This is a genomic window from Methylobacterium sp. PvR107 (genome assembly GCF_017833295.1).
Classification (GTDB): Bacteria; Pseudomonadota; Alphaproteobacteria; order Rhizobiales; family Beijerinckiaceae; genus Methylobacterium.
This window is the reverse complement of the sequence record NZ_JAFIBW010000001.1, coordinates 5,473,599-5,500,003: the sequence shown is the minus strand read 5'-3', so window position 1 is coordinate 5,500,003 and position 26,405 is coordinate 5,473,599. Positions and strand designations below refer to the sequence as shown.

The following is a 26,405-nucleotide window of genomic DNA, read 5'->3' as shown; positions in this document are numbered from 1 at the left end:
GTCACTTCAGGATCGCCAGCGTCTGCGCCAGCATCTTGCGGGTCGAGGTGACCATGTTGAGGTTCGCCTCGTAGGAGCGCTGGGCCTCGCGCAGGTCCATGTTCTCGATGAGCGCGTTGACGTTGGGCATCTGCACCTCGCCCCGGGCATTGGCCGCCGGGTTGCCGGGCTCGAGCTTGGTCCGGAACGCCGACGGGTCGCGCCGGATGCGGCCGGCTTCCACGAGCCGGGCCCCGCTCTCGTCGTCGAGATGGCTGGTGAAGGTCGGGATCTTGCGCCGATAGGGCTCCGCCCCCGGCGATGCCGGCGCGGAATCGGCGTTGGCGATGTTCTCGGCGATGATCCGCATCCGGCCGGACTGAGCCTTGAGGCCGGCGGCCGCGACCGTGAGCGACTTGCTGAATTCCATGGTTCAGGCCCTCCGCGCCGTGACCGAACAGTCGGTGTGCCAGACGCTCAGCTCTTGCCGACCGCGATCTTCAGGGTGGTCAGGCTGTGCTGATAGAGCGATGCGGCGAGCTGGTAGTCGGACTGGTTGTCGCCGGCCTTCATCATCTCGTCCTCGAGGTTGACGGCGTTGCCGCTCGGGCGCGTCTCGAAGCCCTTCGCACGCTTCGACGCGGCGTCGCCCGCCCCCTGTCCGGCCGGGGCGATGTGGGCTGGGCTGGTCAGCGCCAGGGCCGTCGACGATGAGGCCATGGTGCCGGTTGCCCGGTCCATGCGGGGCTCCACGAGATCGCGGGGCTTGAATCCCGGCGTGTCGGCGTTGGCCACGTTCTCGGCAATCATGCCCTGGCGCGCCTGGGCCCATTGCATCCGGGTGCGCAGCATGCTGAGCACGGGCAGGTCAGTGAGGGCCAAGGTTGCCTCCGGCGGGTCCGCGCCGCAGACGGCGGGCTCGGCAAAATCTGCCGTGTGCATGGTTAATGGTGCGTTAAAGTTTTTGGCGCGCCGGCCGAGGCGGATGGGCAGTCGATGATCCTGGGCCGCTCCAAGCCGTTTGCGCATCGTCGCGCGACAGGGCCGACGGCCGACGTCGCTTCAAAACCGGTCGTGCCGCTGCCGCCTGTCGCACTCGATGAGGTGGTCTGGCTCACGAGGTCCGAGGCGGTTCCGCCAGCCGTCTGGGATGCGGCTGCCCGCACGGCGGCGGCGAGGCTTTATTGCAGGCCAATCGATGAATAGACACCGCTCGACACGAACTGTCCTAAGCTTTATTGCCCTCGGCAGATGATCGCGGCGGAGATATCCAGATTTTATCCCGTAAAAGATAGCGGGCTCTGCCGGTGATCCGGTCGCGTGAGTTTCCGATCGGCAGCGCTGTCGGCGGCATGCGGAAGATCAGGTTTCACATGTCCGCGATATTTCTGCGTCCACGGTTGAGGGGCACGGCAGCCGCGCATCGCCCGACGGTCATGCCGATCTCGGCCCGACGCATCTGTTCGTGCGGCTGCGGGCCAACCCGTGCAGGGTGCGGCCATCCGGTTCGCGATGCGCCCGCGCCAGACCCTTTCACAACCTATTGTCTTGATAGCGCTAGGTTAAAAGGTCTGTTAACGAACTCTTAACGTCATTTGCCTTGCCGCCCCGTCGGCGTGGTATGGACAAGCCGTGCCGGGCGCGGACCAGCGGCGGCCGGAACGTGCGAGTGCGTAATTTTGCGATGGCTGCAATCCGTGTTCGGTTCTGACGGCTCCCCCATCGTCCAGTACGTCGTGATTTTCGCCGTTATCTTTACGGCGCTTGCGGCCATCGTCTTCACGGTCCGGCGGCTCACAGGACGCAACCTCGCGTTGCCGGGGCGCGCCGGCGGACGAGGTCGGCAGCCCCGGCTCGGGATCGTGGATGTCTACGAGCTCGACCGGGCGCGCCAGCTGATCCTGCTGCGCCGGGACAATGTCGAGCACCTGCTTCTGGTGGGCGGCCCCAACGACGTGGTGGTCGAGCGCAACATCCAGCGCAGCCAGCGCCCATTGCCGGAGGCAAGCCTCCGGTCGGAGCCGACCCCGGATGCCCTCGACGAGCCGCTGCCGGATCCCCTGGTCCAGGGCGGGCGCCTGCCCGAGCCGCCGCGTGCCCTCGCCGAGGCGGCAGGCCGCCGCGCGGAGCCCCTGTTCGATCCGGGCTTCGCGATGCCGGTGGTCGTGCCGCCGCCCGTGCCGCGCTCCGCAGCCGCACCGCCCGTGACCCTACCGCTCGATGCCGCCCTGCTCGGCGGTGATGAGCCCGGCCAGGATGTCACCGCACCTCTCAGGCCAGATCCGGCCGCGGACCTGCCCATCCCGCCGCCTCCAGCGCCCCGCGAGCCGACGATCCCGCGGCGGATCCTGAGCCGGACTGCGCCGCCGCTCGTCGAGTCCCCGCCGCGTCCTGCCTCTGAGCGGAAGGGCGAGGCCGAGCTGGTCGAATCCGGAGCGGCGCAGGCCCCGAGCCTCGCCGTCCCGTCCGAACGCCGCTCGGTCGATCCGGCGATCCTGTCCGACATGGCGCGGCAGCTTCAGGCGGCGCTCTCGCGCCCGTTCTCGGCCGTCACACCCGCCCCGGTGTCCGCGGTGCCGGAGGGCGTCGATCCGGTGGCGGCCGCCATGGCCTCCCTTCCGCCAGCGCCTGAACCGACGCCGGCAACACCGGACAGTCCGGCGGCACCGGTCGCGCCGCCCGAACGTCCGGTCGCGGCGCCCGAACGTCCGGTCGGGCCGGAGCCGCTCCCGGCTCCGGCGTTGCCCGTGCCCGCTTCGCCGCCGGCCCAGCCGGTCTTGCCCAAGGCCGCTCCGGCCTTCGAGGCGCCGGCCGCCCGGTCCGACGCAAAATCGGCCGGCAACCCGTTCTCGGTTGAGGAGATCGAGGCCGAGTTCGCCCGGTTGCTCGGTCGGCCCCTCGACAAGCGGAACTGAGCGCGCCGAATCCGGTCGCGCTGCGCCGTTAACCCGTAGTTAACCCTCTGCTGGAACGTTCGGGCTCGGAGGCTGACCCGATGCTCGCCCTGAACGCCGATACCGCCCGTCGCAGCCGCGCCTACCGGGCGTTCAAGCTCGACCGTGCCGGACGCGTCTTCTCGGCCGAGGTCGTGTCGGCCGAGGACGACAGTCAGGCGAAGCGCCACGTGCGCGCGATGCTCGAGCGCAACACGATCGAACTGTGGGAGCGGACCCGGTTCGTCGGCCGCTTCGAGCCGGGAGCGGGCCGGGCCTAGCGGCCCGACGTCTCCGGCATCGCCAGGACGGCGACGAAGCTGAGAGTCGCGGCGACCGCCAGGTAGATCCCGACGAAGCCGATCCCACCATAGGCCGCGAGCTCCTGGGCGATGTAGGGCGCTCCGGATGCGCCCAGGATCCCCGCGAGATTGTAGGTGACCGAGGCGCCGGTGTAGCGCACCCGGGTCGGGAACAGCTCCGGCAGCAGGGCGCCCATCGGGCCGAACACCCAGCCCATCGCCAGGAGGCTGAGGCACAGGAAGCCGAGGACCGGCGGCCACGTCCCGCTGCCGGCGGCGGTGCCCAGCATCGGCCCCATCAGGAAGCCCAGCAGGAACACCGCGGCCATGCCGGAGAGCAGCACCGGCCGGCGCCCGAACCGGTCGGCGGCGGCGCCCGAGACCACGGTGCCCAGCGCCATGAAGCAGACGGCGATGCACTCGAACAGCAGGAAGCTCGGCCGCGTGTAGCCGAGCGTGCCGGTGCCGTAGCCCAGGGCGAAGACGGTCGACAGGTAGAACACCGCGTAGACCGCCACCATGGCGAAGGTGCCCATCAGGACCGCGCGCCCGTGCTGTGTCAGCATGGTGGCGAAGGGAACGCGCTCGGGGTGGGCCTCGCTCAGCGCGGCCTTGAAGGCAGGTGTCTCGGTAAGCTTCAGGCGCACGTAGAGCCCGACGCCGACCAGGGCGGCGGAGGCCAGGAACGGCAGGCGCCAGCCCCAGGCCTGGAAGCTCTCGGGTGACAGGCCGAAGCTCAGGCCCAGGAAGCCGAGATTGGCCAGGATGAAGCCGACCGGTGCGCCGAGCTGCGGGAAGATCCCGTACCACGCGCGCTTGCCCGGCGGCGCGTTCTCCACCGCCAGCAGGGCCGCCCCGCCCCATTCCCCGCCGAACCCGATGCCCTGCCCGCAGCGCAGCACGCAGAGCGCCGCCGGGGCCCACCAGCCGGCCGTCGCGTAAGTCGGCAGGCAGCCGATCAGGACGGTGGACAGGCCCATGATCAGCAGGGACGCGACCAGCGTCGCCTTGCGGCCGACCCGGTCGCCGAAATGCCCGAACAGGGCCGCACCCACCGGCCGCGCGATGAACGCGATGGCGAAGGTCGCGAAGGCGCTGAGCTGCTGTACGCCCGGCGCGCCGGCGGGGAAGAAGACCGGCCCGATCACAAGGGCGGTGGCGGTGGCGTAGATGTAGAAATCGAAGAACTCGATCGCCGTCCCGACAAAGCTTGCGGCCAGGATCCTCCCGGCACTTGGTGCGGCACCTGTGGCGCCTGCGGTCTCGACGGTCTGCAGCATGATCTGGACGGGGACGGTCTCGGTTCGGTTGCGGCGCTTTCGCACGGGGCGGCGTGCACGGAAACCCTGAATCCGACATGGCGGCAAAGGGAAGACCGAGGTCGCTGTGCGACGCACCCATGGCGGCCTTGCGTTCCCGAGCCCCCTTCGCCAAGCTGAACGGCCATATTCCGCGACGGCTGCCGGCCGCGGCGCCGCCCACACCATTCGAGTATTGCGATGAGAGTCACTGTCGAGCGCGCGGCCCTGCTCAGGTCGCTCGGCCACGTGCACCGGGTCGTCGAGCGCCGCAACACGATCCCGATCCTGTCGAACGTTCTGCTGCGCTCGGAAGGCTCGAGCCTGCAGCTCCGCGCCACCGATCTCGACATCGAGGTTACCGAGGGGGTTCCGGCCGACGTCGCCGACGCGGGCGCCACCACGGTGCCGGCGCATGTGATCTACGACATCGTGCGCAAGCTCCCCGACGGCGCGCAGGTCTCCCTGGAGACCGGCGGCGAGGCTGGCCAGATGACGATCCGGTCCGGCCGCTCGCGCTTCGCGCTGGGCGCCCTGCCGGAAGGCGATTTCCCGGATCTCGCCGCCGGCGAGATGCCCCACGGCTTTGAGATCGCGAGCGGCGACCTCAAGCGCCTGATCGACAAGACCCAGTTCGCGATCTCCACCGAGGAGACGCGCTATTACCTCAACGGCATCTACCTGCACACGCTGGAGACCGAGGCCGGCCCGGTGATGCGGGCCGTAGCCACCGACGGCCATCGGCTCGCGCGGGTCGAGATCCCGGCGCCGCAGGGCAGCGTCGGAATGCCCGGCGTGATCGTGCCGCGCAAGGCGGTGGCCGAGATCCAGAAGCTCCTCGACGATGGCGGCGAGACCGTCGCGGTCGACCTGTCGCCCGCCAAGATCCGCCTGCGCTTCGCCGGCGGCCTGACCCTGATCTCCAAGCTGATCGACGGCACCTTCCCGGATTATCAGCGGGTAATCCCGGCCAACAACGACAAGCGGCTGACCGTGGAGCGCGACGCCTTCGCCAAGGCGGTCGACCGGGTCTCGACCATCTCGTCCGAGCGCGGGCGCGCCGTGAAGCTCGGGCTCGCCGAGGGGCGCCTCGCGCTGTCGGTGAACAACCCGGATTCGGGCAGCGCCACGGAGGAGCTCGACGTCGATTACGAGGCGGCTAACCTCGATATCGGATTCAATGCCCGCTATCTGCTCGACATCACGGCGCAGCTCGAGGGCGACACCGCCCTGTTCAAGCTCGCCGACCCGGGCTCGCCGACGTTGATTCAGGACCGCGAGGGTGCTGCTGCCCTCTACGTGCTGATGCCGATGCGGGTGTAGGGATCCGCTGATCCCTCCCGCTCCCGTCCTCGTCCTGAGGTGCCGGAGCATCGCGGAGGCCTTCACGGAGGCCTTCAGATGGCGACATGGATTCTGGAGCCCTCCTTCGAGGCCCGCCGATGCGGGCACCTCAGGACGAGGGGATTGTACGGGATGGCAGATGTGAGGGGAGCGTTGAGCGCCGTTCGGCTCAGCCCTCCGGGTCGACGATGAGCAATCCCCTCGATCCGGAGATCGAGACGAACGAGCCGGTCCAGCGCATCACCCGCCTGATCGCCCGCGACTTCCGCAACCACGCCGATCTCGAACTGAACCCCGCCGCGCGCTTCGTCGCGCTGGTCGGGGAGAACGGGGCGGGCAAGACCAACCTGCTCGAAGCCATCTCCCTGTTCGTGCCGGGCCGGGGCCTGCGTCGGGCGGATTTCGCCTCCATGGCGCGGACCGGGGGGCCGGGCGGCTTCGCCGTCTCGATCACCCTCGACCGGGACGGCGCCGAGCACCGACTCGGCACCGGGCTGGAGCCCCCCGGGCCGGACGGGCGGGCAGGCCGGCTCTGCCGCATCGACAGCGCGCCGGCCTCCTCGCCGGTGGCCTTCAGCGAGTTCCTCCGGGTCGTCTGGCTGACGCCCGACCTCGACGGGCTGTTCCGCGGCGCGGCCGGCGACCGGCGCCGGTTCCTCGACCGCCTCGTCCTGGCGGTCGATGCCGGGCATGGGTCGCGGGTCTCCGCGATGGAGCGGGCGCTGCGCTCGCGGAACCGGCTCCTGGAGGATCGGCCCGACGACGACCGCTGGCTCGATGCGGTGGAGCGGGAGGTGGCCGAGCTCGGCGTTGCCGTGGCTCTTGCCCGTCGCGAGACCGCCGAGCGGCTCGACCGGCTGATCGCCGAGACCCGGGACGATGCGCAGCCCTTCCCCTGGGCCTCCATCCGCCTGGAGGGGGACCTCGATGATCTCGTCGCGGTCTGGCCCGCCATCGAGGCGGAGGATCGCTTTCGTCTGGCCTTGCGCAACGGCCGCCACCGGGACAGGGCAGCCGGCCGCACCCTGATCGGGCCGCAGACCAGCGACCTCGTGGTCCGCCACGGTCCCAAGGACGTGCCGGCCGGGACGGCATCCACGGGGGAGCAGAAGGCGCTGCTGATCGGCCTCGTCCTGGCTCATGCCCGCCTGGTGCGGGCCATGAGCGGGATCGCTCCGGTGATTCTCCTCGACGAGGTGGCGGCCCACCTCGATCCGCGCCGGCGTGCCGGATTGTTCGAGGCTCTGGAAGCCCTGCCCGGCCAGGTCTGGATGACGGGCGCCGATCCGGCGGCCTTCGCGCAGACCGGCGACCGCACGGAGGTTGTGCGGATCGGCGCGTGAACAGGGCTCTGACAAAAGTCGGTTGAACGCGGCGACCGGCTTTACCCTGGCTGATCAAGAGCGAAACGACGTCATCCCGTCAGCGCCACGTCGAGCGGCGTGGCGCTGACGGGATTGCTTCGCGGTGCTCGCAAAGACACCCCGGCACGACCGAGCTCTCTCTGCGATGTCGGTCTCAGGCTGCCCGAACGGTCGCGAGGAAGCGGGAAACCTCCGCCCCGAGGTGCTCGGACTGGCGCGACAACTCGCCGGCGGCACCCAGAACCTGGGCGGCGGCCGCGCCGGTCTCCTCGGAGGCCCGCGCCACGCCGGTGATGTTGCTCGTCACCTCGTCGGTGCCGGTCGCCGCCTGCGAGACGTTGCGGACGATCTCCTGCGTGGCCGCGCCCTGCTGCTCCACCGCCGCGGCGATCGTGGTCGCGACCCCGTCGATCTCGCGGATCCGCGCCGCGATCATGTCGATGGCCGAGACCGCCTGGCCGGTCACACCCTGAATCTGCCCGATCTGCTGGCTGATCTCCTCGGTGGCCTTGGCGGTCTGCGCGGCCAGTTCCTTCACCTCGGTGGCGACCACCGCGAAGCCCCGGCCCGCCTCGCCGGCGCGGGCCGCCTCGATCGTGGCGTTCAGGGCCAGAAGGTTGGTCTGGCCCGCGATGTTCGAGATCAGCCCGACCATGTCGCCGATGCGCGTGGCCGCCTGGGTCAGCGCCTGGACGAGGTGCTGGGTCTGGTCGGCCTCACCCACGGCGGCCTGCGCCAGGCTGGCCGAGCCGAGCACCTGCCGGCCGATCTCCTGCACCGACGATCCGAGTTCCTCGGCGGCCGCCGCCACGGTCTGGACGTTGGCGGAGGCTTCCTCGGCGGCCGCCGCCACGGTGGTGGATTGCTTGGCCGTCTCGGTGGCGCTGGCCGTCATGGTCTGGGCGGTGGCCTGCAGTTCGGTCGCCGAGGACGAGACCATCCCGACGATGCTCCCGACCGCCCGCTCGAACCCGTCGGCCAGCTCCAGCATGGTGCGCTTGCGCGCGGCCTGGGCGGCCTCATCGGCGAGGCGCCGGACCTCGGCCTCCTCGGCGGCCTTGCGGGACACCATGGCCTTGATGCCTTCGACCGCCTTGCCGACCGCGCCGACCTCGTCCCGACGGTCGGCCTCCTTGATCTCGGCGTCGATCTCGCCCTGCGCCATGCGCTGCAGGACCGACACGAGGCGCGAGAGCGGGCGCGTGATCCCCGTCACCGCGATGAACACCGCCGCGGCGAGCCCGGCGAGCATGCCCAGAGCGCTGAACAGGACCAGGCTGTAGCGGGTCGCGTTCGTCCGATTGGTCAGCTCGTCCGACTTCGCCTTCACATAGGCCCCGAGTCCGTCAGCGATCGCGTTGCCGTTCTCGATCATGGCCGAGAAGGTCGGATCGATCGCCGAGTGGACCAGCGCAATGGCCTTGTCGTTCTGGTTGGCGGTCCCGAGACGCCGCACCTCGGTCACTTCCCGGACGAAGCTCCCGACGCGTTCAGCCTGCTCGTTTATCGCAGCGGCGAAGGTAGGCGCACGGGCACGCATCGCCTCGATCGTCCGCCCCACCTTGGGCAGCGCTGCCTCGAAGCCCTTGTTGGCGCTCTGCATCTGCGCCTCGTCGGTCTCCGCGATGATGCGGTAGACCCAGTAATTCAGCTCGAACATGAGGCGGTTGAGGCGCCGGGCCTCCGTCGCTGCCACCGCCTCGTTGTCGAGGAAGTCGCTATAGGATTGGTCGATCTCGCGCATCTGCCCTTGTGCGTACAAGACGCAGCCGCCAACCATCAGGCCGATCAGGGCGATGACGGCGGCCAACTTAGGCAACACCTTGATGTTCGACAAGCGTAACACGGTCTTCTTGCCCCGGCTTGAAAGGATAGACGGCTGATCTAGACCAGCATCCGAAGGATTGGCTGTGAGGAGTAAAAAACGCATTAATTGGTCTGCTTCGTCAAGGGCTGTCTATCTATGTAGGTAGGACTCGATTTATTTGGATCTGAGGCTTGATGAGATCCGTATTAGGAATTCAATATAAGAATATGACGGAGATATATAAGACTGGTTCCGAAAATACAGTCATTATTCGGTCTTCTATTGTCTCTAAACGCGAACGCCTGTCCGCAGGAAAGGCCGGTCGATCTAAGATTGTTGGGCGCGCTCGGCAGCGTCGATGTTGCGCAGGCCCTCGCGGCGCTTGGTCTTTTCAGATGGTGGTCGGAGCGCCACATGGGTCGGATCCTCAAACTGTCGCCTGCCCACACGGAACCGGAGACGCATGTCCAAGCCCGTCCACGCCATGATCCGGGTGCTCGATGAGCAGCGCGCGCGCGACTACTACGCCCGCGCCTTCGGCCTTGAGCTGTCCGACCGCTACGACTTCCCCGATTTCACGCTGATCTACCTGCGCGACCCGGCCTCGCCGTTCGAGCTGGAACTCACGGTCAACAAGGGGCGCGACACGCCCTATGATCTGGGCGACGGCTACGGGCATATCGCCTTCGTGGTCGATGACGTGGAGGCCGAGCATGCGCGGCACCGGCGCGAGGGCCTCACGGTCACGGATCTGAAGGCGCTCACGCACGGCGAGGACGTGCTGGCGCGGTTCTTCTTCGCAACGGATCCGGACGGCTACAAGATCGAGGTCATCCAGCGCGGCGGGCGCTTCGCCTGACGCGACCGGAGCCGATGCTGCCCGCCCCTCGAGAGACACATCCGAGATCCATGCAGGACAAGACCCGAATCGTCTGCCTCCGCCACGGCGAATCGACGTTCAACGCCGCGCACAGACTGGGGCGCGGCGATCCCGGGCTTCCCGACGCCCGGCTGACCCCGCGCGGCCAGTCCCAGGCCCGGGACGCGCGGGAGCGGCTGCGGTCGATCCCGTTCGATCTGGTGGTGGTGTCGCCGCTGACCCGGGCGATCCAGACCGCCGCGATCGCCTTCGGCGATCATCCGAGCGAGCCCCGCGTGCTGGTCGAGGTGCTGCATCGGGAATGCCAGGAGAGCAGCTGCGACGTCGGCCGCGCGGCCTCGGAGATCGCGGCCGAGTTCCCGCATCTCGATGTCGGCCATCTGCCCGAGATCTGGTGGCATGCGGAAGCCGGTTGCGAGATCGGCGGCTACCCGGTAGAGCCGCGCCCCCTGTTTGACGCCCGGGTCGCCGCATTCCGCACTTGGCTGCGTACCCGGCCGGAACGGACCATCGCGGTGGTCGGGCACGGCACGTTCTTCTATCACCTCACTGGCACGTTCCTGGAGAATTGCGGCACGATCGAGCTCGATCTCGACGCCGCGCCCGCGGCGGCCTGATTAGGCCGGGGCCAGCGCACGCGCCGCGTCGAGCCGCTCCCGGGCGCCGGCCAGGGCGATCTCCGGTGCTTGCCGGCCGAGTGTCAGGGTCGCCTTGAGGATCGCGCAGGCCTCGCTCCAGGTCCCGGCCACGAAGGGCGCGGCCCCTTCGGCGACCTCTGCGGCACAGCGCGCATCGTCGCCTGCGCGCTGCGCGGCCGTCGCCGTACGGGACACCGCCGCGGTCAGGGCGCCCTCGCGCCAGCGCCGCCCCCGGGCTGCCGCCTGGGCGAGCGCCCCGCCCCGCCAGGCCGCCGCCTTCGCGGCCGCCCGCGCGATGGGCCAGTCCGGGGCCCCGGCACAGGCCTCGGCATCCTCGGCCATGCCGGCGAGCGTGCAGAGCGGCGCCAGGATGCGCCGCACGCTCTCCAACGCAAGCCGCTCTGTGCGTGCGGCCTCGACCGCCGGGGCGTCGGCGCTGCCCGAGAGCCGCAGCACGAAGGCCATCAGCTGCGGCCGGACGTCGTCCGGCATGGCGTCGTTGAGGCCGAGGGCGTAGGCGGCGATCGGCCGCGAGAAGCAGGGCGGGCAATCCGCGCTGGAGCGGATCGCCCGGTAGGGCAGGCCGGCCGCCACGATCGCCGCCTCGTTGATGCAGGTACCGCCGTCGGGGCCAGGGAAGGGATGAGACCCGGCGAGCAGGCGCCAATTCAGGATCGTGTCGAAGTCGGGATGCATCGGCGCGCGCTCCGTCTCGGGTGCGCAGCGTGGCACGCCGCGTTCCGGAAGGCGAGAGGCCCCTTCAGCCTCCGAGCCCGGGCGCGAGGCCCGAGAGCATCGCGGTCCCGAGGACCAGCACGAAGGCGGCGGCGACGAGTTCCAGGCCGCCGAGCGCCAGGAGCCCCGCCTGGCCCCGCCCGCCGGCGAGGCGCAGGGCCGCGCGCTTGGCGAAGACCGCGAGACAGGCCAGCGCCGTCGTGGTGAGCGCGGTGCCCAAGGCCATCGCCAGGACAGCCAGCACCCCCGCCCCGGGCACGCCCTGCGACACCGCGAAGACCAGGACCAGCACCGCACCCGCACAGGGGCGCGTGCCCGCCGCCAGGACCACGCCGGCCCGCTCGCGCCACGTGTCATGGGTGTCGAGGGCCTGCGGTCCGGGCAGGTGGCTGCAGCCGGGGCCGCAGCCGGCGCCGAGATGCGTGAGGCGCCCGGCCTTGCGCCACGTCAGAAGCAGCCCGATCAGGGCGACGAGGGCGAAGCTCACGGCCTCGATCAGCGTGCCGGCCCGGGTGATGCTGGCCGCGGTGGCGTTGAGGACCAGCGTGCCGAGGCCGACGATCGCCCCGGCCATGCCGGCCTGGAGCAGCGCGGCGCAGAGGCTCAGCGTCGCGCCGCGCCGCAGCGCCTGCTCGCCCGCCAGGATATAGCCCGCGATCACCGCCTTGCCGTGACCGGGGCCGGCGGCGTGGAACACGCCGTACGCGAAGGCGAGCCCGACCAGCGGGCTCCAGCTGCCGCTGCCCCGGAGCGCGCTCACCGCGGCGTTGAGGCTGCGCGAGAAGCTCGCCTGCAGCGCCAGGATCACGCCGCCGATCCCCGTGGCGGCTGGAGCGGCTTCCCGGAAGCCGATCCCGAACGGCGAGCGCGGCGGCGGCGCGACGATGCCGGGCGCGACGAGCCACGCGATCGCGGCCGCCAGCAGGGCGGCCACTCCGATGGCCAGCGCCATGAGGCCGAGCCTCAACCCCAGCCGCCCAGACTGAGCGGGCGCGGCGACCCCGATGCCTACGGACATGCCACGAGAACCCGGCTGGCGAACTGCACCCCGTAGCTGGAGGCCGCGGTCAGCGCCTCGAAGAACGCCTCGGTCATTCCCGAGGAGCCGGCCTCCGCCGTCTTCGGCTGCTCGGTCTTCGGGCGGGTGACGGTGGCGGCGCAGCCCTGCGGCGCGCCCGCGAGCGTCGCGGCTTCGGGTCCGTCCGCGAACGAGAAGGCCACGAAGTAGGTCGGGTCGTAGACCTCCAGGGCGGCGACGCCCCGCCCCTGCAGGACCGGCGTCTTGAGCGGCAGCAGGAAGGTCATGACCAAAGCCTTGTCCTCCATGCGGGCCGCCGGCTCCCTGGGATCGGCGAAGGCCTGCTCCTTGCCGCCGACCTTCAGCTTCGTGAAGTAGCCGAATTCGGCGAGGTTGGCGGTGTTCTCGGCCGCGAGTCCGGCGAGCTCCTCCGGGCTGAACGTGCCGTCCTTGTTGGTGTCGAGGCCTTGCGTGACGTAGGCCGTGTATTCGGGGTCGAAGCTCCAAGTGTCGCGCACGCCGACGAGCTTGCCGCCCTCGTAGACGAGCTGCGCCTTCGCGGTCACCCAGACATGCGGGTGGGCGGATGCGACCGTGGCGACGCAGGCGAGGGCGGCGGCCAGCGCCAGGGCGTGCGGCTTCGGGCAGTGCGCGGCGATCAGCATGGGCGGAAGCACGCTCGCGGCGGGAGGGAAACGGTCAGGCCGGATCGTCCTCGCGTGCCGGTTGGGCGAAAGCGAGGCACCGGGGCGATCGAGCCTGGCCCTGAGCCGCGCCATTCCGCTCCGTCATTCCGGGACGCCGAAGGCGGGCCCGGCATCCGGAACCGCTGTCGGTGCCAGAGCCGGGCGTGTCGGGGGGGGTGGATCCCGGGCGCCGCTGCGCGGCCCCGGGATGACGCGGCGCATGTGGCGCGCGCCGCTCACTCGCCGGCGTCGAGGCCCATCAGCTGGAAGCTCACGCGCAGGTCATTCGACATCGGGATGTCGAGGCGCTCGCCGTTGGGCAGGCGCTTGAGGAACCAGCGCTCGTAGGTCCAGCGCAGGGCCCGCGACTCGGCGAGCCGCGTGAAGGTCTGCTGCACGAGGCTGGCGAGTTCGGGATCGTCCTTCCGGAACATGATCCCGTAGGGCTCGTAGGAGAGTTTGTCGGGCAGCACCGTGTAATTCGCCCCGTCCTGTGCGTCGGTGGCGATCAGTCCGTAGAGGAGCACGTCGTCGGTGGCGAAGGCGTCGGCCTTGCCGGCCTTGACCATCGCGTAGGAGGCGGCGTGGTCGGGGGCGGTGACCACCTGGGCGGCGATCTTCAGCCGGGCCAGCTGGTCGCGCACGGCCTTCTCGTTGGTGGTGCCGGCGGTGACCACCACGGTCTTGCCGCCGAGGTCGCGGTAGGACGCCACGCCCGATCCCCGCTTCACCAAGAGCTGGGTCGCGCTGATGTAGTCCACCGGCGAGAAGGCGACCTGCCTGCGGCGCTCGGCATTGGCTGTGGTCGAGCCGCATTCGAGGTCGACCTTGCCGGAGGTCACCGCCGCGATGCGGGTCTCGGCGGTGACCGGCGCGTAGCGGATCTTCACCGGCCGACCGATCGCCGCCTGGATGTCGTCGGCGATCTCGCCGCAGAGGTCGATGGCGTAGCCGATCGCCCGGGGGCTGCCGTCCGGGTGCTTGCCCTCCACGAAGGAGAACGGCACCGAGCTCTCCCGGTAGCCGAGCACGATCTCGCCGCGCTCGGCGACGCTCTTGAGCGTGCCGGTGAGCACCTCGACGGCGGAAGCCGGCGTCGCGCCGGCCAGCGCCAGGATCATCACCGCCACGAGCCGCATCGTCATCCTCTACCGTTCGAGGCGCATTTCAAGGTGGCAGCAGAATTTGAAACCGCGGTTGGGCGCAAACGCCCTGAGTGAATGGCGCTTTCCCCCTCCCCTTGTGGGAAGGGGCCAGGGGTGGGGGTGGTGCAGAAGGCACCGCCGATCTCCATTCAGCACAACCCCATCTCGAACTCCTCCCCACAAGGGGCAGGCGAGCGCGTCACCGCCGGTCTGCAACCATCGTAGGCTATGGATTAGGCTCCGCGATGCGACCCTGTCCCCTACTCCGCCGGCGAGGCCACGGTGCCGACATGGTCCAGGCGCTGGTCGGTCGCGGTGAGTTGGCCCTCCCACTTGGCGACCGCCACCGTGGCGACGCTGTTGCCCAGGACGTTTGTGGCCGAGCGGCCCATGTCGAGGAACTGGTCGATGCCGATGATCAGCAGCAGGCCGGCTTCCGGGATGTTGAACTGCGTCAGCGTCGCCGAGATCACCACCAGCGAGGCGCGCGGCACGCCGGCCATGCCCTTCGAGGTGACCATCAGCAGGAACAGCATCGTGAGCTGCTGACCCCAGGTCAGCGGGATGTTGTAGGCCTGGGCGATGAACATCACCGCAAAGGTGCAGTACATCATCGAGCCGTCGAGGTTGAATGAGTAGCCCATCGGCAGCACGAACGAGGTGATGCGGTTGGGCACGCCGAACTGCTCGAGGTTGGTCAGCATCTTCGGGTAGGCGGCCTCGCTCGACGCCGTCGAGAAGGCCAGCACGAACGGCTCCTTGATCAGGTTGATCAGCCTCATGATGCCGCTGCCCCCGAGCAGCAGGAAGCCGACGCCCATCAGCAGCGCCCACAGCACCGCGAGGCCGATGTAGAACTCGATCAGGAACTTGCCGTAGGTGATGAGCACGCCGATGCCCTGCGTGGTGATCGTCGCCGCGATGGCGGCAAACACCGCCACGGGGGCGAACAGCATCACGTAGCCCGTCACCTTCAGCATGACATCGGCCACGCCCTCGATGCCTTTTGCGAGGAAGTGGCCCTTCTCGCCGAGAGCCGCGAGCGCGACGCCGAAGAAGATCGAGAAGACCACGATCTGCAGGATCTCGTTGTTGGCCATGGCCTCGACGGCGCTCTTCGGCACCAAGTGGGTCACGAATTCCTTGAGCGAGAGCGAGGCGGTCTTCAGACCCGTGCCGGCGCCGACATCGGGCAGCGGCAGGTTCAGGTTCACGCCCGGCTGCATCAGGTTGACCAGGATCAGGCCGAGCATCAGCGAGCAGAACGAGGCGCCGACGAACCAGAGCAGGGCCTTGCCGCCGACGCGGCCGACCGCGGCGGTGTCGCCGAGATGCGCGATGCCGACGACCAGTGTCGAGAATACCAGCGGCGCGATGATCATCTTGATCAGCCGCAGGAATATGTCGGAGATCAGCGCGATGTAGCCGGCGATCTCCTTCGCGGTCTGCGGATCCGGCCAGGTGATACTGCAGGCGTAGCCCACCGCGATCCCGAGGAGCATGCCGACGAAGATCATCGTCGTGAGCCGTGAACCTGCCATCGGTACTGCTCCTCGCCAGCGCCCGGGATGAGCGAGCATTAAAGTTCGTTAACGTGAAGCACGAACTACGCCAGACGCAAGCCCATTCAGGCCCGGTTACTGGTGCGGTCGACTGTTTTCACGCGACGCTCGGGCGGCGATGAAACCGGTGGCCGGTTGGCTACGCTTGCGGTACGAGACTTGCGGCGACGAACCGCCCGCGCTCGGCGCGGACGGCACAAGAAAACGAACGCGCGCGGGAGTCCATGGACGTTTTCGTACAGCAGCTCATCAACGGGCTGACCCTCGGCTCGATCTACGGCTTGATCGCCATCGGCTACACGATGGTGTTCGGCATCATCGGCATGGTTAACTTCGCCCATGGCGACGTCTTCATGGTCTCCTGCTTCATCGCATTGATCACCTTCCTGCTGCTGACCGTCTGGCTCGGAATCAGCTCGATCGCGCTGGCCTTCCTCGTGGTGCTGGTGGTCGCCATGGCGCTGACCGCCCTGTGGGGCTGGGCGATCGAGCGTGTCGCCTACCGGCCCTTGCGCGGCTCGTTCCGGCTCGCGCCGCTGATCTCGGCGATCGGCGTCTCGATCTTCCTGTCGAACTTCGTGCAGGTCGTCCAGGGCGCGCGCAACAAGCCGACCCCGCCGATGTTCTCGGGCGGTATCACCCTGTTCGAGCGCGATGGCTACGCGGTGTTCCTGGCCTGGAAGCAGGTGCTGATCATGGCGGTGACTGCCGTGCTGCTCACCGGCTTTTGGTATCTCGTGCAGCGCACGCCGTTCGGCCGGGCGCAGCGCGCCTGCGAGCAGGACCGCAAGATGGCGGCGCTGCTCGGGATCGATGTCGACCGGACGATCTCGCTGACCTTCGTGCTCGGCGCCGCCTTGGCGGCCGTCGCGGGTGTCCTCTACCTCATGTATTACGGCGTCGTGTCGTTCTCTGACGGGTTCGTGCCCGGCGTGAAGGCCTTCACCGCCGCGGTGCTCGGCGGCATCGGCTCCCTGCCGGGCGCGGTGCTCGGCGGCCTGATCATCGGGCTGATCGAGACCTTCTGGTCCGCCTACTTCTCCATCGAGTACAAGGACGTCGCCGCCTTCTCGATCCTGGCGATCGTGCTGATCTTCATGCCGTCGGGCATCCTGGGCCGGCCCGAGGTCGAGAAAGTCTGATGGCGGGTTCCCAGACTGCGCTCCCGGGCTCCGCGATGGCCGGCATCCTTCGCGATGCCGCCCTTTACGCCCTCGTCACCTTCGGCCTCTGCGTGCCGATCATCGCCTACCGCACCGATCCCGGGCCGGGGAGCGAACTGGTGCTTGTGCCGCGCTGGGGGCTCGTGGCGGCGCTCTGCCTGACGATCTTCGTGGCCCGCATCGTCCAGCGGCTCGTGCTCCTGCGCCGCGACGCGCGGCGGGCACTGACCCCCTCCCCGGTCCAGGCCACCGAGGCGGTCCACGGCGAGCCCGACGCCGGCCAGAAGACATCGAAGGCCGGGCTCTACAGTTTCATCGCCATCGCCCTGACCCTGCCGATCCTCGCGGCGCTCGCCACGGGCGGCCTGTCCTCGGCCCGCTACTGGATCGACCTCGGGATCCTGATCCTCACCTACGTGATGCTCGGCTGGGGCCTGAACATCGTGGTCGGCCTCGCGGGCCTGCTCGACCTCGGCTACGTCGCCTTCTACGCGGTCGGCGCCTATTCCTACGCCCTGCTGTCGACCACCTTCGGCCTGTCGTTCTGGATCTGCCTGCCGCTGGCGGGCCTGTTCGCCGGCCTGTGGGGGATGATCCTGGGCTTCCCGGTCCTGCGCCTGCGCGGCGACTATCTCGCCATCGTGACGCTGGCCTTCGGCGAGATCATCCGCCTCGTCCTGATCAACTGGACCGACGTGACCGGCGGCGGTGCCGGCATCTCGTCGATCCCGCGGGCGACCTTCTTCGGGATCCCGTTCACCGCGGGCGATGACGGGTTCGCGGCCACCTTCGGCATCCCGTACGATTCGATGCACCGGCTGGTGTTCCTGTATTACCTGATCCTCGCGCTCGCGCTGATCACCAACTTCGTCACCCTGCGCCTCCGCCGCCTGCCGATCGGGCGGGCCTGGGAGGCGCTGCGCGAGGACGAGATCGCCTGCCGGTCGCTGGGCATCGACACCACCGCCACGAAGCTCACGGCCTTCGCGCTGGGCGCGGCGTTCGGGGGCATCGCCGGCTCGTTCTTCGCCGTGCGTCAGGGCTTCATCAGCCCGGAAAGCTTCAACTTCCTGGAGAGCGCGATCATCCTGGCGATCGTGGTGCTGGGCGGCATGGGCAGCCAGGTCGGCGTCGCCATCGCGGCGGTGGCGATGGTCGGCGGCCCGGAGATGCTGCGCAACCTCGGCTTCCTGAAGGCGGTGTTCGGCGAGGGCTTCGACCCGAGCGAGTACCGCCTGCTCCTGTTCGGGCTCGCCATGGTCGCCATGATGGTCTGGCGTCCGCGCGGCCTGATCTCGGTGCGGCTGCCCTCGGTGTCGCTCGGCGAGCGCCGCGCCGTCTCGGGCGCGCATGTCAGCGAGGGGCACGGCTGATGGCGACGTCGCCCCCCGCCCCGCCGGTGCTCGCGGTCGAGCACCTGACCATGCGGTTCGGCGGCCTGACCGCCGTTTCCGACCTGTCCTTCGAGGCGCGCCGCGGCGACATCACCGCGCTGATCGGCCCGAACGGGGCCGGCAAGACCACGGTGTTCAACTGCATCACCGGCTTCTACAAGCCCACCGAGGGCATGCTGACGCTGGCGCATGCCGACGGCACGGCGCACCTGCTTGAGCGACTGCCCAACCACAAGGTCAACCGCACCGCGCGGGTCGCCCGCACCTTTCAGAACATCCGCCTGTTCCAGGGCATGACCGTCCTGGAGAACCTCCTGGTCGCCCAGCACGCGCCGCTGATGCGGGCCTCGGGCTTCACCATCCTGGGGCTGCTCGGCCTCAAGACCTACCGGGACGCGCAAGAAGCCGCGATCGAGCGCGCCAAGGCATGGCTTGACCGGATCGACCTGATGAAGCGCGCCGACGACCCGGCCGGCGCCCTGCCCTACGGTGCGCAGCGGCGCCTGGAGATCGCCCGTGCGATGTGCACCGATCCGGTGCTGCTCTGCCTCGACGAGCCGGCCGCCGGCCTCAATCCGCGGGAATCGGCGGAGCTGAACGGGCTCCTGCGTCACATCCGCGACGCGCACGACACGTCGGTGCTGCTGATCGAGCACGACATGTCGGTGGTGATGGAGATCTCCGACCACGTGGTGGTGCTCGATTACGGCGTGAAGATCGCCGACGGCTCCCCCGCCGAGGTGCGGGCCGACCCGAAGGTGATCGCCGCCTATCTCGGCGTCGAGGACGAGGAGGTCGAGGCCGTGGAGGCCGAGGTCGGGATCACCGTGCCGCATGCGGACGCTCCTACGGGAGCCTCGGCATGAGCGTCGCCGGCATCAACGTCCTGGTCGAGGAGACGCGGGCGATCCAGGCGGGCAAGAAGCCGCCGCTCCTCGCGGTGCGGGACGTCTCGACCTATTACGGCAGCGTCGCCGCCCTGCGGGGCGTCGATCTCGACGTGGCCGAGGGCGAGATCGTCACGCTGATCGGCGCCAACGGCGCCGGCAAGTCGACCCTGATGATGACGATCTTCGGCAGCCCCCAGGCGCGCTCGGGGACGATCACCTACGACGGCCGCGACATCACCCGGATGCCGACCCACGCCATCGCCCGGCTCGGCATCGCCCAGTCGCCGGAGGGCCGCCGGGTCTTCCCGCGCATGAGCGTCTACGAGAACCTCCAGATGGGCGCCGCGCTCCATGACGGGCGCTTCTTCGCCGAGGATCTCGAGAAGGTCTGCACCCTGTTCCCGCGGGTAAAGGAGCGCCTGAACCAGCGCGCCGGCACCATGTCGGGCGGCGAGCAGCAGATGCTGGCCATCGCCCGGGCGCTGATGAGCCGCCCGCGCCTGCTGCTCCTCGACGAGCCGTCGCTCGGCCTCGCGCCGCTGGTGGTGAAGGGCATCTTCGACGCCATCCGGGAGCTCAACCGCACCGAGGGCATGACAATCTTCCTCGTGGAGCAGAACGCCTACCATGCCCTGAAGCTCGCCCATCGCGGCTATGTGCTGGTCAACGGGCGCGTCACCATGAGCGGCACCGGGCGGGCGCTGCTCGACGACCCGAACGTCAAGGCCGCCTATCTGGAAGGGGGCCATTCCGGCCCGGTCGGCGCATGAGCATGCTGCAGGGGATCCTGTACGAGGAGCCGTCGGCGTGGCTGTTCCTGCTCGTGACGGTGGTGATGGGCGGCTGGGCCGGCTGGATGGCGGCCCGCGGCATCGCCCGGGGCTGGCGGCCGTTCTGGCACTGCGCCCTGGCGCTGCTTCTGGTGGCCGCCGCCGTGCGCTTCATCCACTACGCCCTGTTTTCGGGCACCCTGCTGTCGCTGCATTACTATGCGGTCGACGCGGTCGTCGTCATGATCATCGGCGCGGCGGGCTTCCGCTACACGCGGACGCGCCAGATGACGAGCCAGTACCGCTGGCTCTACGAGAAGACCTCACCGCTGACATGGCGCGCACGCGCGCCCGCGGCCGGCGAGGTCCGATGAGTGCGGCCGGATCCGCACGTGCGGTCCTGACACTTAGGGGAACTACGCGATGAGATCGATTCTGCTGGCCGGGCTCGCCCTCGGCGCGATGGTGGCGGCCGCGCAGGCCGCCGAGGTCAAGCTCGGCGTCGCCGCGCCGATCACCGGCAACAGCGCCGCCATCGGCGCCCAGCTCAAGAACGGCGCCAGCCAGGCGGTCGAGGACCTCAACAAGGCCGGCACCCTGAAGGGCACAACGCTGACCGTCACGGTCGGCGACGACGCCTCGGACCCGAAGCAGGGCGTCTCGGTGGCCAACAAGTTCGCCAGCGACGGCGTGAAGATGGTCGTCGGCGACTACAATTCCGGCGTGTCGATCCCGGCCTCCGACGTCTATCTCGACGCCGGCATCATCCAGGTCACCCCCGCCTCCACGAACGTGAAGTTCACGGAGCGCGGCATGTGGAACACGTTCCGCACCTGCGGCCGCGACGACCAGCAGGGCGCGGTGGCCGGCACCTACCTGGCCGAGCACTTCAAGGGCAAGAAGATCGCGTTCGTCCACGACAAGACCCCCTATGGCAAGGGCCTCGCCGACGAGACCCTGAAGGCGCTCAAGGCCAAGGGCGGCAAGGACGTGATGTACGAGGGTATCAACCCAGGCGAGAAGGATTATTCCGCCCTTGTCTCCAAGCTGAAGTCGGCGAACGTCGACGTGGTCTATTTCGGCGGCTACTACACCGAGGCCGGGCTGATCCTGCGTCAGATGCGCGATCAGGGCCTGAAGGCGCCGATGATGGGCGGCGACGGCATGGTCGACCGCGAGCTGGTGGCGATCGCCGGTCCGGCTGCGGAGGGCACGCTCACCACCTTCCCGCCGGATGCCCGCAAGAACCCGAACGCCAAGGGCGCGCTCGCGGCCTTCAAGGCCAAGAATATCGATCCCGAGGGCTACACCCTGTACTCCTACGCGGCCGTGCAGGTGCTGGCGAAGGCGATGGCCGAGACCGGCTCGAGCGACGGCAAGAAGATCGCCGAGTGGCTGCACCAGGGCAAGCCGGTGGATACGGTGGTCGGCCCGATCGCCTACGACAAGAAGGGCGACATCACCCGGCCCGACTACGTCATGTATGAGTGGAAGAAGGGCGCCGACGGCAAGATCGACTACAGCGGCAACGAGCTGACCAAGTAAGTCGCCGGGGCTTCGAACCACGTCATTCCGGGCCCGCCTGCGGCGCCCCGGGATGACCGGGTGGTTGTTCCGCCGGATCGCTTTCCGATCAGACAATGAAGCGGCGTGATCGGTGAGTCACGGCACGCTGTCGTTCTGTAAGTATTCACCCGACGCCGACCCGAGAGACCGTCCGGGGCGGCGCCGTCGTATTCTATACCGGGGATTCGTCAGCCAAGTTGGCCGATCCGTCTTCCGCACCGCGTGCGTACGCCTAAGAAGTGTGCATGATGCCGCCGGCGCGAGCGTGAGGCCGGCTCAGCGCCCGGGAGGAGGCCATGACGACGGCAGGGATCGCGTCTGCGGGTGTATGCGCGAGCTTGGCCGCAAGGTGTCCGTATTCGGCCGCAGCCCTGCGCGGCCCCGAGACGCGTCTCCCGGCACCATCATTGCACAGGCGTCGCCCGAGCGGGCGGGCCCGCATACCCCGCCGCCAGCCGACGAAGTTCGGCCCGATCCAGGAGTTCCGTACCGATGCAGTCTGATTTCGCGCGCCGCGGCGTTGCCGCCGCGCTGGGCCTGACCCTCGCCCTCGCCCCCCTGAGCCTGCGGGCGCAGGAACTGACCGGCACCCTGAAGAAGGTGAAGGATTCCAACGCCATCGTCATCGGCTACCGCGACGCGTCCGTGCCATTCTCGTATCTCGGCGGTGACCAGAAGCCGGTCGGCTACGCGATGGACATCTGCTTCAAGATCGCCGACGCCGTGAAGGCCAAGCTCAACCTCCCGAACCTGGAGGTGAAGCTGAACCCCGTCACCTCCGCCACCCGCATCCCGCTGATGGCGAACGGCACGATCGACCTCGAATGCGGCTCGACGACCAACAATGCCGAGCGCGAGAAGCAGGTGTGGTTCACCAACTCGCACTTCCTGACCGCGACCCGCTACGTCTCGAAGAAGTCGGCCAACCTGCACACGATCGAGGACCTGAAGGGCAAGACGGTTGTGTCGACCTCGGGCACCACGAATATCAAGCAGATCAACGAGGCCAACACGGAGCGGAAGCTCGGCCTGACGATCCTGCCGGCCAAGGACCACGCCGAGGCGTTCCTGATGGTCGAGACCGGCCGCGCCGCCGCCTTCGTGATGGATGACGTGCTGCTCGCCTCGCTCGCCGCCTCCTCGAAGGACCCGTCGGCCTACGAGATCTCCACCGAGGCCCTTTCGAAGCCCGAGCCCTACGGCATCATGCTGCGCAAGGACGACACGGAGTTCAAGAAGGTCGCGGACGACGCCACCGCCAAGCTCTACACAAGTGCGGAGGGCAAGAAGCTCTACGACAAGTGGTTCACCCAGCCGATCCCGCCGCGCAACATCAACCTCAACCTGCCGATGAGCGCGGAGATGAAGAAGCAGTTCACGACCCCGATCTCGAGCCCCGATCCGGCGGCCTACTGAGATCCGCCCGGTACGCTTTCATGCGATGATGCGCACCGCGGGCTCCGGCCTGCGGTGCGTCTCTTTAAGTTCACATTAGAAGCGGCGCGATGAACTACAACTGGAACTGGCGGATCTTCTTCGACGCCTCGCCGGAGGGCAACGGCACGTATCTCGACATGCTGCTCTCGGGGCTCATGTGGACGATCACGACCGCGCTCTGCTCCTGGGTGATCGCCTTCTTCCTCGGGTCCCTGGTCGGCGTGCTCCGGACATTGCCGTCGAAGCCCGCGAACGCCATCGGCACGGCTTACGTGGAAGTGTTCCGCAACGTGCCGCTGCTGGTGCAGATGTTCCTCTGGTATTTCGTGCTGCCCGAAGTGGTCCCGACTCGGATCGGCGACGCGATCAAGCAACTGCCCGACGCGCCGTTCTACACGGCGGTGGTGTGCCTCGGCTTCTTCACCGCCTCGCGGGTCGCCGAGCAGGTCCGCGCCGGCATCCAGTCGCTGCCGCGGGGCCAGCGCATGGCCGGCACCGCCATGGGCTTCACGACCTATCAGACCTACCGCTACGTGCTGCTGCCCAACGCCTACCGGATCATCCTGCCGCCGATGACCTCGGAATTCCTCAACAACCTGAAGAACACGTCGGTGGCGCTGACCATCGGCCTCCTCGAGCTGACCGCCCGCGCGCGCTCGATGCAGGAATTCTCCTTCCAGGTGTTCGAGGCGTTCACGGCGGCGACGATCCTCTACGTGATCATCAACCTCGTGGTCGTCACGGCGGCGACCTTCCTGGAGAAGGCGGTCGCCATTCCCGGCCAGCGCTGAGGACAGCGCGCCGCCCGATCCTCCGCCGTCCGACGGCCACCGCGAACAGGCCCCGATGCTCTCGAATTTCGATTTCTCCGTCATCGTCTCGTCCCTGCCCTACCTGTTCGGTCAGGGCATGGTCTTCACCGTGACGCTCACCGCCATGGCGGCGGTGGGCGGCGTGATCATCGGCACGCTGCTGGCGATGGCGCGGCTCTCGGGCATTCCCGGCCTGTGGCACCTCGCGAAGGGCTACGTCGAGCTGTGCCGCTCGCTGCCCCTCGTGCTGGTCATCTTCTGGTTCTACTTCCTCGTGCCGTATATCGGCGCCTACCTGACCGGGGGCACGACCCCGATCCAGGTCGGTGCGTTCCCGTCGGCGCTGATCACCTTCATGGCCTTCGAGGCGGCTTACTTCTCGGAGATCATGCGGGCTGGCATCCAGTCGATCCCCAAGGGCCAGACCGCCGCCGCGCAGGCGCTGGGAATGAATTACTGGCAGACCATGGGCAACGTCGTCCTGCCCCAGGCCTTCCGCAACATGCTGCCGCTGCTGCTGACCCAGACGATCGTGCTGTTCCAGGACACCTCCCTGGTCTACGTGCTGTCGCTCACGGACTTCATGGGCGCCGCCTCGAAGGTGGCCCAGCGCGACGGCCGTCTCGTCGAGATGTATATCTTCGCGGCCGTGGTCTATTTTGCGATCTGCTTCTCGGCCTCGTTCCTGGTGCGCCGCCTGCAGCGCCGCGTGGCCATCATCCGCTGACCGACACTGGAGACCGTGTCATGACCTCGTCCCCGATGCCGGCCCCCACCGCCGCCGAACCCCTCGTCGATGCCAGCCACGCACCGAAGGATGCCGGCCTGCAGCCCGGCGGCCTGATCTCCGGCGCGCCCGTCGTGGCGCCTGGCGAGACGATGATCGCCATCGACAACATCAGCAAATGGTACGGTGACTTCCAGGTGCTGACGAACTGCACCACGAAGGTTGCCAAGGGCGAGGTCGTGGTCGTCTGCGGCCCGTCGGGCTCGGGCAAGTCGACCCTGATCAAATGCGTCAATGCGCTGGAGCCCTTCCAGAAGGGCCAGATCACGGTGGCGGGCACCAAGGTCGCCGACAAGGCGACCAACCTGCCGAAACTGCGCTCCCGGGTCGGCATGGTGTTCCAGCATTTCGAGCTGTTTCCGCACCTGTCGATCACCGAGAACCTGACCATCGCCCAGCGGAAGGTGCTGGGCCGTAGCGGCGAGGACGCGAAGAAGCGTGGTCTGGACCTGCTCGCCCGCGTCGGCCTCGGCGCCCACGCGAACAAGTTCCCGGGCCAGCTCTCGGGCGGCCAGCAGCAGCGCGTGGCGATCGCCCGGGCGCTCGCCATGAACCCGGTGGTGATGCTGTTCGACGAGCCGACCTCGGCGCTCGACCCCGAGATGGTCGGCGAGGTGCTCGACGTGATGGTGGAACTCGCCAAGGAGGGCATGACCATGATGGTCGTGACTCACGAGATGGGCTTCGCCCGCAAGGTCGCCGATCGGGTGATCTTCATGGATCGCGGCGAGATCGTGGAGGACGCCCGGAAGGAGGAGTTCTTCGGCAGCCCCCGCTCCGAGCGCGCCCAGACCTTCCTGTCGAAGATCCTGCAGCACTGAGGGCGCGGGCAAATTCGCGCGCGGGCAAAAGGGCCGATGACGGTCGGACGCTAGGCCAGCGCCTCCTGCGCGGCCCGGTATTCCCGGCCGTGCTGGCAGTAGCCCTCGACGATGCGGATCATCATCGCGCGCTTCTCGGCATCGAGCGGCGCTAGGATCCGTGCGGGCCGGCCGCCCCAGAGATAACCGGCCTCCAGAATCTGGCCGGGATCGGTGGTGGCGCCGGCCGCCAGCATGACGTCGTCGGCGATCAGGGTGCCGGACGTGATGCTGGCGCCGATGCCGATCAGGGAGCGCGCTCCGATCCGGCAATCGGCCATGCGGACATTGTGGGCGATCGTGGTGTCCCGCCCGATCACGACGCCCTCGCCCCGGGTGCGGATCACCGTATTATCCTGGATGTTGGTGTCGGCGCCGACCACGATCGGGCCGACCTCGGCATTGAGGTCGCAGCAGAACAGCACGCTCGTACCCGCCCCCAGGCTGACGCGCCCGCGCAGATGGGCGGTGCGCGCCACGAACACGCTGGCCTCGATCTCCGGCGCCTCTCCGGCCGGGAGCGCGGGACCGTCGCCCATCCGCTCGCGCAGCCGCTCGGCGCGCTCGGCGACCTCGTCCGGCCCCACCGGCCGGCTCTGTCGCGCGGGGCTGCCGGCATAGGCGTAGCCGCCGGCCAGGTTCGCCCGCGGGAAGACGGTCGATCCCGCCTCGATCACCGTCCCGTCGCCGATGATCGCGCCGTCGAGGATCACCACGTCGTCCTCGATCACCACGTCGGAGCCGACCGTGCAGGCATGCACGACGCTGTTGCGCCCGACCGTCACCCGGTCGCCGACCTGCGTCCCCTGCGCGAAGGTGGCGATGTGGACGGTCGAGCGGTGGCCGAGCCAGAAGCGGTCCCCCAGGACGACGCTCTGCCCGTCGGCCCGGATCACCGCCTCGTCGCCGATCCAGGCCTGCGCGCCGATCCGGGCCGCGCCGATCACCGTGCTGCCGCGGCCGCACCAGACGGGACGGCTGGCGAAATCGGGCTGGACGCCATCGTAGGGCAGGATCAGGTCGGGGGTCACACGG

At 68.9% G+C, this 26,405-nt stretch carries 26 protein-coding genes; 16 read left to right on the top strand and 10 right to left on the bottom strand.

Annotation, left to right across the window (positions count from 1 at the left end):
- Position 1 precedes the first annotated feature (1 nt).
- Both flgC and flgB read right to left on the bottom strand, forming a co-directional pair.
- On the bottom strand, positions 2–409 hold the full coding sequence (flgC, locus tag JOE48_RS25985; protein ID WP_210034065.1) for a flagellar basal body rod protein FlgC: 408 nt from the start codon (positions 407–409) through the stop codon (positions 2–4).
- Between the two features lie 47 nt (positions 410–456).
- Positions 457–861 carry a flagellar basal body rod protein FlgB gene (flgB, locus tag JOE48_RS25980; protein WP_210034064.1) on the bottom strand — a complete coding sequence of 135 codons (405 nt, stop codon included), beginning with the start codon at positions 859–861 and terminating at the stop codon, positions 457–459.
- Between the two features lie 815 nt (positions 862–1,676).
- Here flgB and JOE48_RS25975 point away from each other — a divergent pair.
- Both JOE48_RS25975 and JOE48_RS25970 read left to right on the top strand, forming a co-directional pair.
- A complete protein-coding gene (locus tag JOE48_RS25975; RefSeq protein WP_409518612.1) occupies positions 1,677–2,894 on the top strand; it encodes a hypothetical protein in 1,218 nt (405 codons plus the stop codon).
- Positions 2,895–2,974: 80 nt separating this feature from the next.
- Positions 2,975–3,193: a hypothetical protein gene (locus tag JOE48_RS25970; protein WP_210034062.1), complete on the top strand. Its 219-nt coding sequence runs from the start codon at positions 2,975–2,977 to the stop codon at positions 3,191–3,193.
- Here the strand turns inward: JOE48_RS25970 and JOE48_RS25965 are convergent.
- Positions 3,190–4,494 (bottom strand): MFS transporter, encoded by a 1,305-nt coding sequence (locus tag JOE48_RS25965; protein WP_210034061.1) that lies wholly within the window; start codon positions 4,492–4,494, stop codon positions 3,190–3,192. The two genes, JOE48_RS25970 and JOE48_RS25965, sit on opposite strands and share 4 nt — an antisense overlap.
- 219 nt (positions 4,495–4,713) lie before the next feature.
- Between JOE48_RS25965 and dnaN the strand changes: the two genes are divergently transcribed.
- A complete protein-coding gene (gene dnaN / locus JOE48_RS25960; protein WP_210034060.1) occupies positions 4,714–5,835 on the top strand; it encodes a DNA polymerase III subunit beta in 1,122 nt (373 codons plus the stop codon).
- A gap of 209 nt (positions 5,836–6,044) precedes the next feature.
- Positions 6,045–7,199: a DNA replication/repair protein RecF gene (recF, locus tag JOE48_RS25955; protein WP_210034058.1), complete on the top strand. Its 1,155-nt coding sequence runs from the start codon at positions 6,045–6,047 to the stop codon at positions 7,197–7,199.
- A gap of 175 nt (positions 7,200–7,374) precedes the next feature.
- Here recF and JOE48_RS25950 read toward each other — a convergent pair whose 3' ends face one another.
- A complete protein-coding gene (locus tag JOE48_RS25950) occupies positions 7,375–9,066 on the bottom strand; it encodes a methyl-accepting chemotaxis protein (protein ID WP_210034057.1) in 1,692 nt (563 codons plus the stop codon).
- Positions 9,067–9,490: 424 nt separating this feature from the next.
- Here JOE48_RS25950 and JOE48_RS25945 point away from each other — a divergent pair, with 424 nt between their 5' ends.
- Together JOE48_RS25945 and JOE48_RS25940 are read left to right on the top strand one after the other, a co-directional pair.
- Positions 9,491–9,886 carry a VOC family protein gene (locus JOE48_RS25945; protein ID WP_210034056.1) on the top strand — a complete coding sequence of 132 codons (396 nt, stop codon included), beginning with the start codon at positions 9,491–9,493 and terminating at the stop codon, positions 9,884–9,886.
- A 50-nt stretch (positions 9,887–9,936) separates the two neighbouring features.
- On the top strand, positions 9,937–10,524 hold the full coding sequence (locus JOE48_RS25940; protein ID WP_210034055.1) for a histidine phosphatase family protein: 588 nt from the start codon (positions 9,937–9,939) through the stop codon (positions 10,522–10,524).
- Here JOE48_RS25940 and JOE48_RS25935 read toward each other — a convergent pair whose 3' ends face one another.
- The 5 genes from JOE48_RS25935 to JOE48_RS25915 all read right to left on the bottom strand — a co-directional run bounded on the left by JOE48_RS25935 (position 10,525) and on the right by JOE48_RS25915 (position 15,670).
- A complete protein-coding gene (locus JOE48_RS25935; protein WP_210034054.1) occupies positions 10,525–11,241 on the bottom strand; it encodes a hypothetical protein in 717 nt (238 codons plus the stop codon).
- 64 nt (positions 11,242–11,305) lie between these two features.
- On the bottom strand, positions 11,306–12,298 hold the full coding sequence (locus JOE48_RS25930; RefSeq protein ID WP_210034052.1) for a nickel/cobalt transporter: 993 nt from the start codon (positions 12,296–12,298) through the stop codon (positions 11,306–11,308).
- The gene (locus JOE48_RS25925; RefSeq protein WP_210034050.1) at positions 12,289–12,963 is read right to left on the bottom strand and encodes a DUF1007 family protein; all 675 of its coding nucleotides are present in this window, start codon (positions 12,961–12,963) and stop codon (positions 12,289–12,291) included. Before JOE48_RS25925 ends, JOE48_RS25930 begins: the two co-directional genes overlap by 10 nt.
- Before the next feature lie 257 nt (positions 12,964–13,220).
- Positions 13,221–14,129, bottom strand: coding sequence for an amino acid ABC transporter substrate-binding protein (locus tag JOE48_RS25920; protein ID WP_210034048.1), 909 nt, complete (start codon positions 14,127–14,129; stop codon positions 13,221–13,223).
- A 260-nt stretch (positions 14,130–14,389) separates the two neighbouring features.
- Positions 14,390–15,670: a dicarboxylate/amino acid:cation symporter gene (locus JOE48_RS25915; protein ID WP_210034046.1), complete on the bottom strand. Its 1,281-nt coding sequence runs from the start codon at positions 15,668–15,670 to the stop codon at positions 14,390–14,392.
- 245 nt (positions 15,671–15,915) lie between these two features.
- On the opposite strand from JOE48_RS25915, the gene JOE48_RS25910 reads away from it, so the two are divergent.
- The 10 genes from JOE48_RS25910 to JOE48_RS25865 all read left to right on the top strand — a co-directional run bounded on the left by JOE48_RS25910 (position 15,916) and on the right by JOE48_RS25865 (position 25,331).
- Positions 15,916–16,833, top strand: coding sequence for a branched-chain amino acid ABC transporter permease (locus JOE48_RS25910; RefSeq protein ID WP_160536234.1), 918 nt, complete (start codon positions 15,916–15,918; stop codon positions 16,831–16,833).
- Positions 16,833–18,227, top strand: a complete 1,395-nt coding sequence (gene livM / locus JOE48_RS25905) for a high-affinity branched-chain amino acid ABC transporter permease LivM (RefSeq protein WP_210034045.1) — start codon at positions 16,833–16,835, stop codon at positions 18,225–18,227. The genes JOE48_RS25910 and livM overlap by 1 nt, the downstream gene beginning before the upstream one ends.
- Positions 18,227–19,114 (top strand): ABC transporter ATP-binding protein, encoded by an 888-nt coding sequence (locus JOE48_RS25900; RefSeq protein ID WP_210034044.1) that lies wholly within the window; start codon positions 18,227–18,229, stop codon positions 19,112–19,114. Before livM ends, JOE48_RS25900 begins: the two co-directional genes overlap by 1 nt.
- Entirely contained in the window at positions 19,111–19,908 is a 798-nt protein-coding gene (locus JOE48_RS25895; RefSeq protein WP_210034043.1) for an ABC transporter ATP-binding protein, read from the top strand. Before JOE48_RS25900 ends, JOE48_RS25895 begins: the two co-directional genes overlap by 4 nt.
- Before the next feature lie 5 nt (positions 19,909–19,913).
- Entirely contained in the window at positions 19,914–20,282 is a 369-nt protein-coding gene (locus JOE48_RS25890; RefSeq protein WP_029360016.1) for a DUF6867 family protein, read from the top strand.
- A gap of 49 nt (positions 20,283–20,331) precedes the next feature.
- Positions 20,332–21,453, top strand: coding sequence for a branched-chain amino acid ABC transporter substrate-binding protein (locus JOE48_RS25885; protein WP_210034042.1), 1,122 nt, complete (start codon positions 20,332–20,334; stop codon positions 21,451–21,453).
- Positions 21,454–21,966: 513 nt separating this feature from the next.
- On the top strand, positions 21,967–22,890 hold the full coding sequence (locus tag JOE48_RS25880; RefSeq protein WP_210034041.1) for an amino acid ABC transporter substrate-binding protein: 924 nt from the start codon (positions 21,967–21,969) through the stop codon (positions 22,888–22,890).
- 89 nt (positions 22,891–22,979) lie between these two features.
- A complete protein-coding gene (locus JOE48_RS25875) occupies positions 22,980–23,702 on the top strand; it encodes an amino acid ABC transporter permease (protein ID WP_210034040.1) in 723 nt (240 codons plus the stop codon).
- 55 nt (positions 23,703–23,757) lie between these two features.
- On the top strand, positions 23,758–24,450 hold the full coding sequence (locus JOE48_RS25870) for an amino acid ABC transporter permease (RefSeq protein ID WP_210034036.1): 693 nt from the start codon (positions 23,758–23,760) through the stop codon (positions 24,448–24,450).
- 152 nt (positions 24,451–24,602) lie between these two features.
- Entirely contained in the window at positions 24,603–25,331 is a 729-nt protein-coding gene (locus tag JOE48_RS25865) for an amino acid ABC transporter ATP-binding protein (RefSeq protein WP_210036058.1), read from the top strand.
- A gap of 50 nt (positions 25,332–25,381) precedes the next feature.
- On the opposite strand, the gene JOE48_RS25860 is transcribed toward JOE48_RS25865, so the two are convergent.
- Positions 25,382–26,401: a gamma carbonic anhydrase family protein gene (locus tag JOE48_RS25860; RefSeq protein ID WP_210036057.1), complete on the bottom strand. Its 1,020-nt coding sequence runs from the start codon at positions 26,399–26,401 to the stop codon at positions 25,382–25,384.
- Positions 26,402–26,405 lie beyond the last annotated feature (4 nt).

Bases quoted from the DNA above. Each gene is read 5' to 3' on its own strand.
- JOE48_RS25865 (WP_210036058.1), top strand. From the start codon at position 24,603: ATGATCGCCATCGACAACATCAGCAAATGGTACGGTGACTTCCAGGTG.
- JOE48_RS25885 (WP_210034042.1), top strand. From the start codon at position 20,332: ATGAGATCGATTCTGCTGGCCGGGCTCGCCCTCGGCGCGATGGTGGCG.
- JOE48_RS25945 (WP_210034056.1), top strand. From the start codon at position 9,491: ATGTCCAAGCCCGTCCACGCCATGATCCGGGTGCTCGATGAGCAGCGC.
- JOE48_RS25915 (WP_210034046.1), bottom strand. From the start codon at position 15,670: ATGGCAGGTTCACGGCTCACGACGATGATCTTCGTCGGCATGCTCCTC.
- recF (WP_210034058.1), top strand. From the start codon at position 6,045: ATGAGCAATCCCCTCGATCCGGAGATCGAGACGAACGAGCCGGTCCAG.
- JOE48_RS25930 (WP_210034052.1), bottom strand. From the start codon at position 12,298: ATGTCCGTAGGCATCGGGGTCGCCGCGCCCGCTCAGTCTGGGCGGCTG.
- JOE48_RS25870 (WP_210034036.1), top strand. From the start codon at position 23,758: ATGCTCTCGAATTTCGATTTCTCCGTCATCGTCTCGTCCCTGCCCTAC.
- livM (WP_210034045.1), top strand. From the start codon at position 16,833: ATGGCGGGTTCCCAGACTGCGCTCCCGGGCTCCGCGATGGCCGGCATC.
- dnaN (WP_210034060.1), top strand. From the start codon at position 4,714: ATGAGAGTCACTGTCGAGCGCGCGGCCCTGCTCAGGTCGCTCGGCCAC.
- JOE48_RS25880 (WP_210034041.1), top strand. From the start codon at position 21,967: ATGCAGTCTGATTTCGCGCGCCGCGGCGTTGCCGCCGCGCTGGGCCTG.
- JOE48_RS25970 (WP_210034062.1), top strand. From the start codon at position 2,975: ATGCTCGCCCTGAACGCCGATACCGCCCGTCGCAGCCGCGCCTACCGG.
- JOE48_RS25965 (WP_210034061.1), bottom strand. From the start codon at position 4,494: ATGCTGCAGACCGTCGAGACCGCAGGCGCCACAGGTGCCGCACCAAGT.
- JOE48_RS25925 (WP_210034050.1), bottom strand. From the start codon at position 12,963: ATGCTGATCGCCGCGCACTGCCCGAAGCCGCACGCCCTGGCGCTGGCC.
- JOE48_RS25935 (WP_210034054.1), bottom strand. From the start codon at position 11,241: ATGCATCCCGACTTCGACACGATCCTGAATTGGCGCCTGCTCGCCGGG.
- JOE48_RS25900 (WP_210034044.1), top strand. From the start codon at position 18,227: ATGGCGACGTCGCCCCCCGCCCCGCCGGTGCTCGCGGTCGAGCACCTG.
- flgC (WP_210034065.1), bottom strand. From the start codon at position 409: ATGGAATTCAGCAAGTCGCTCACGGTCGCGGCCGCCGGCCTCAAGGCT.
- JOE48_RS25910 (WP_160536234.1), top strand. From the start codon at position 15,916: ATGGACGTTTTCGTACAGCAGCTCATCAACGGGCTGACCCTCGGCTCG.
- JOE48_RS25920 (WP_210034048.1), bottom strand. From the start codon at position 14,129: ATGACGATGCGGCTCGTGGCGGTGATGATCCTGGCGCTGGCCGGCGCG.
- JOE48_RS25875 (WP_210034040.1), top strand. From the start codon at position 22,980: ATGAACTACAACTGGAACTGGCGGATCTTCTTCGACGCCTCGCCGGAG.
- JOE48_RS25940 (WP_210034055.1), top strand. From the start codon at position 9,937: ATGCAGGACAAGACCCGAATCGTCTGCCTCCGCCACGGCGAATCGACG.
- JOE48_RS25895 (WP_210034043.1), top strand. From the start codon at position 19,111: ATGAGCGTCGCCGGCATCAACGTCCTGGTCGAGGAGACGCGGGCGATC.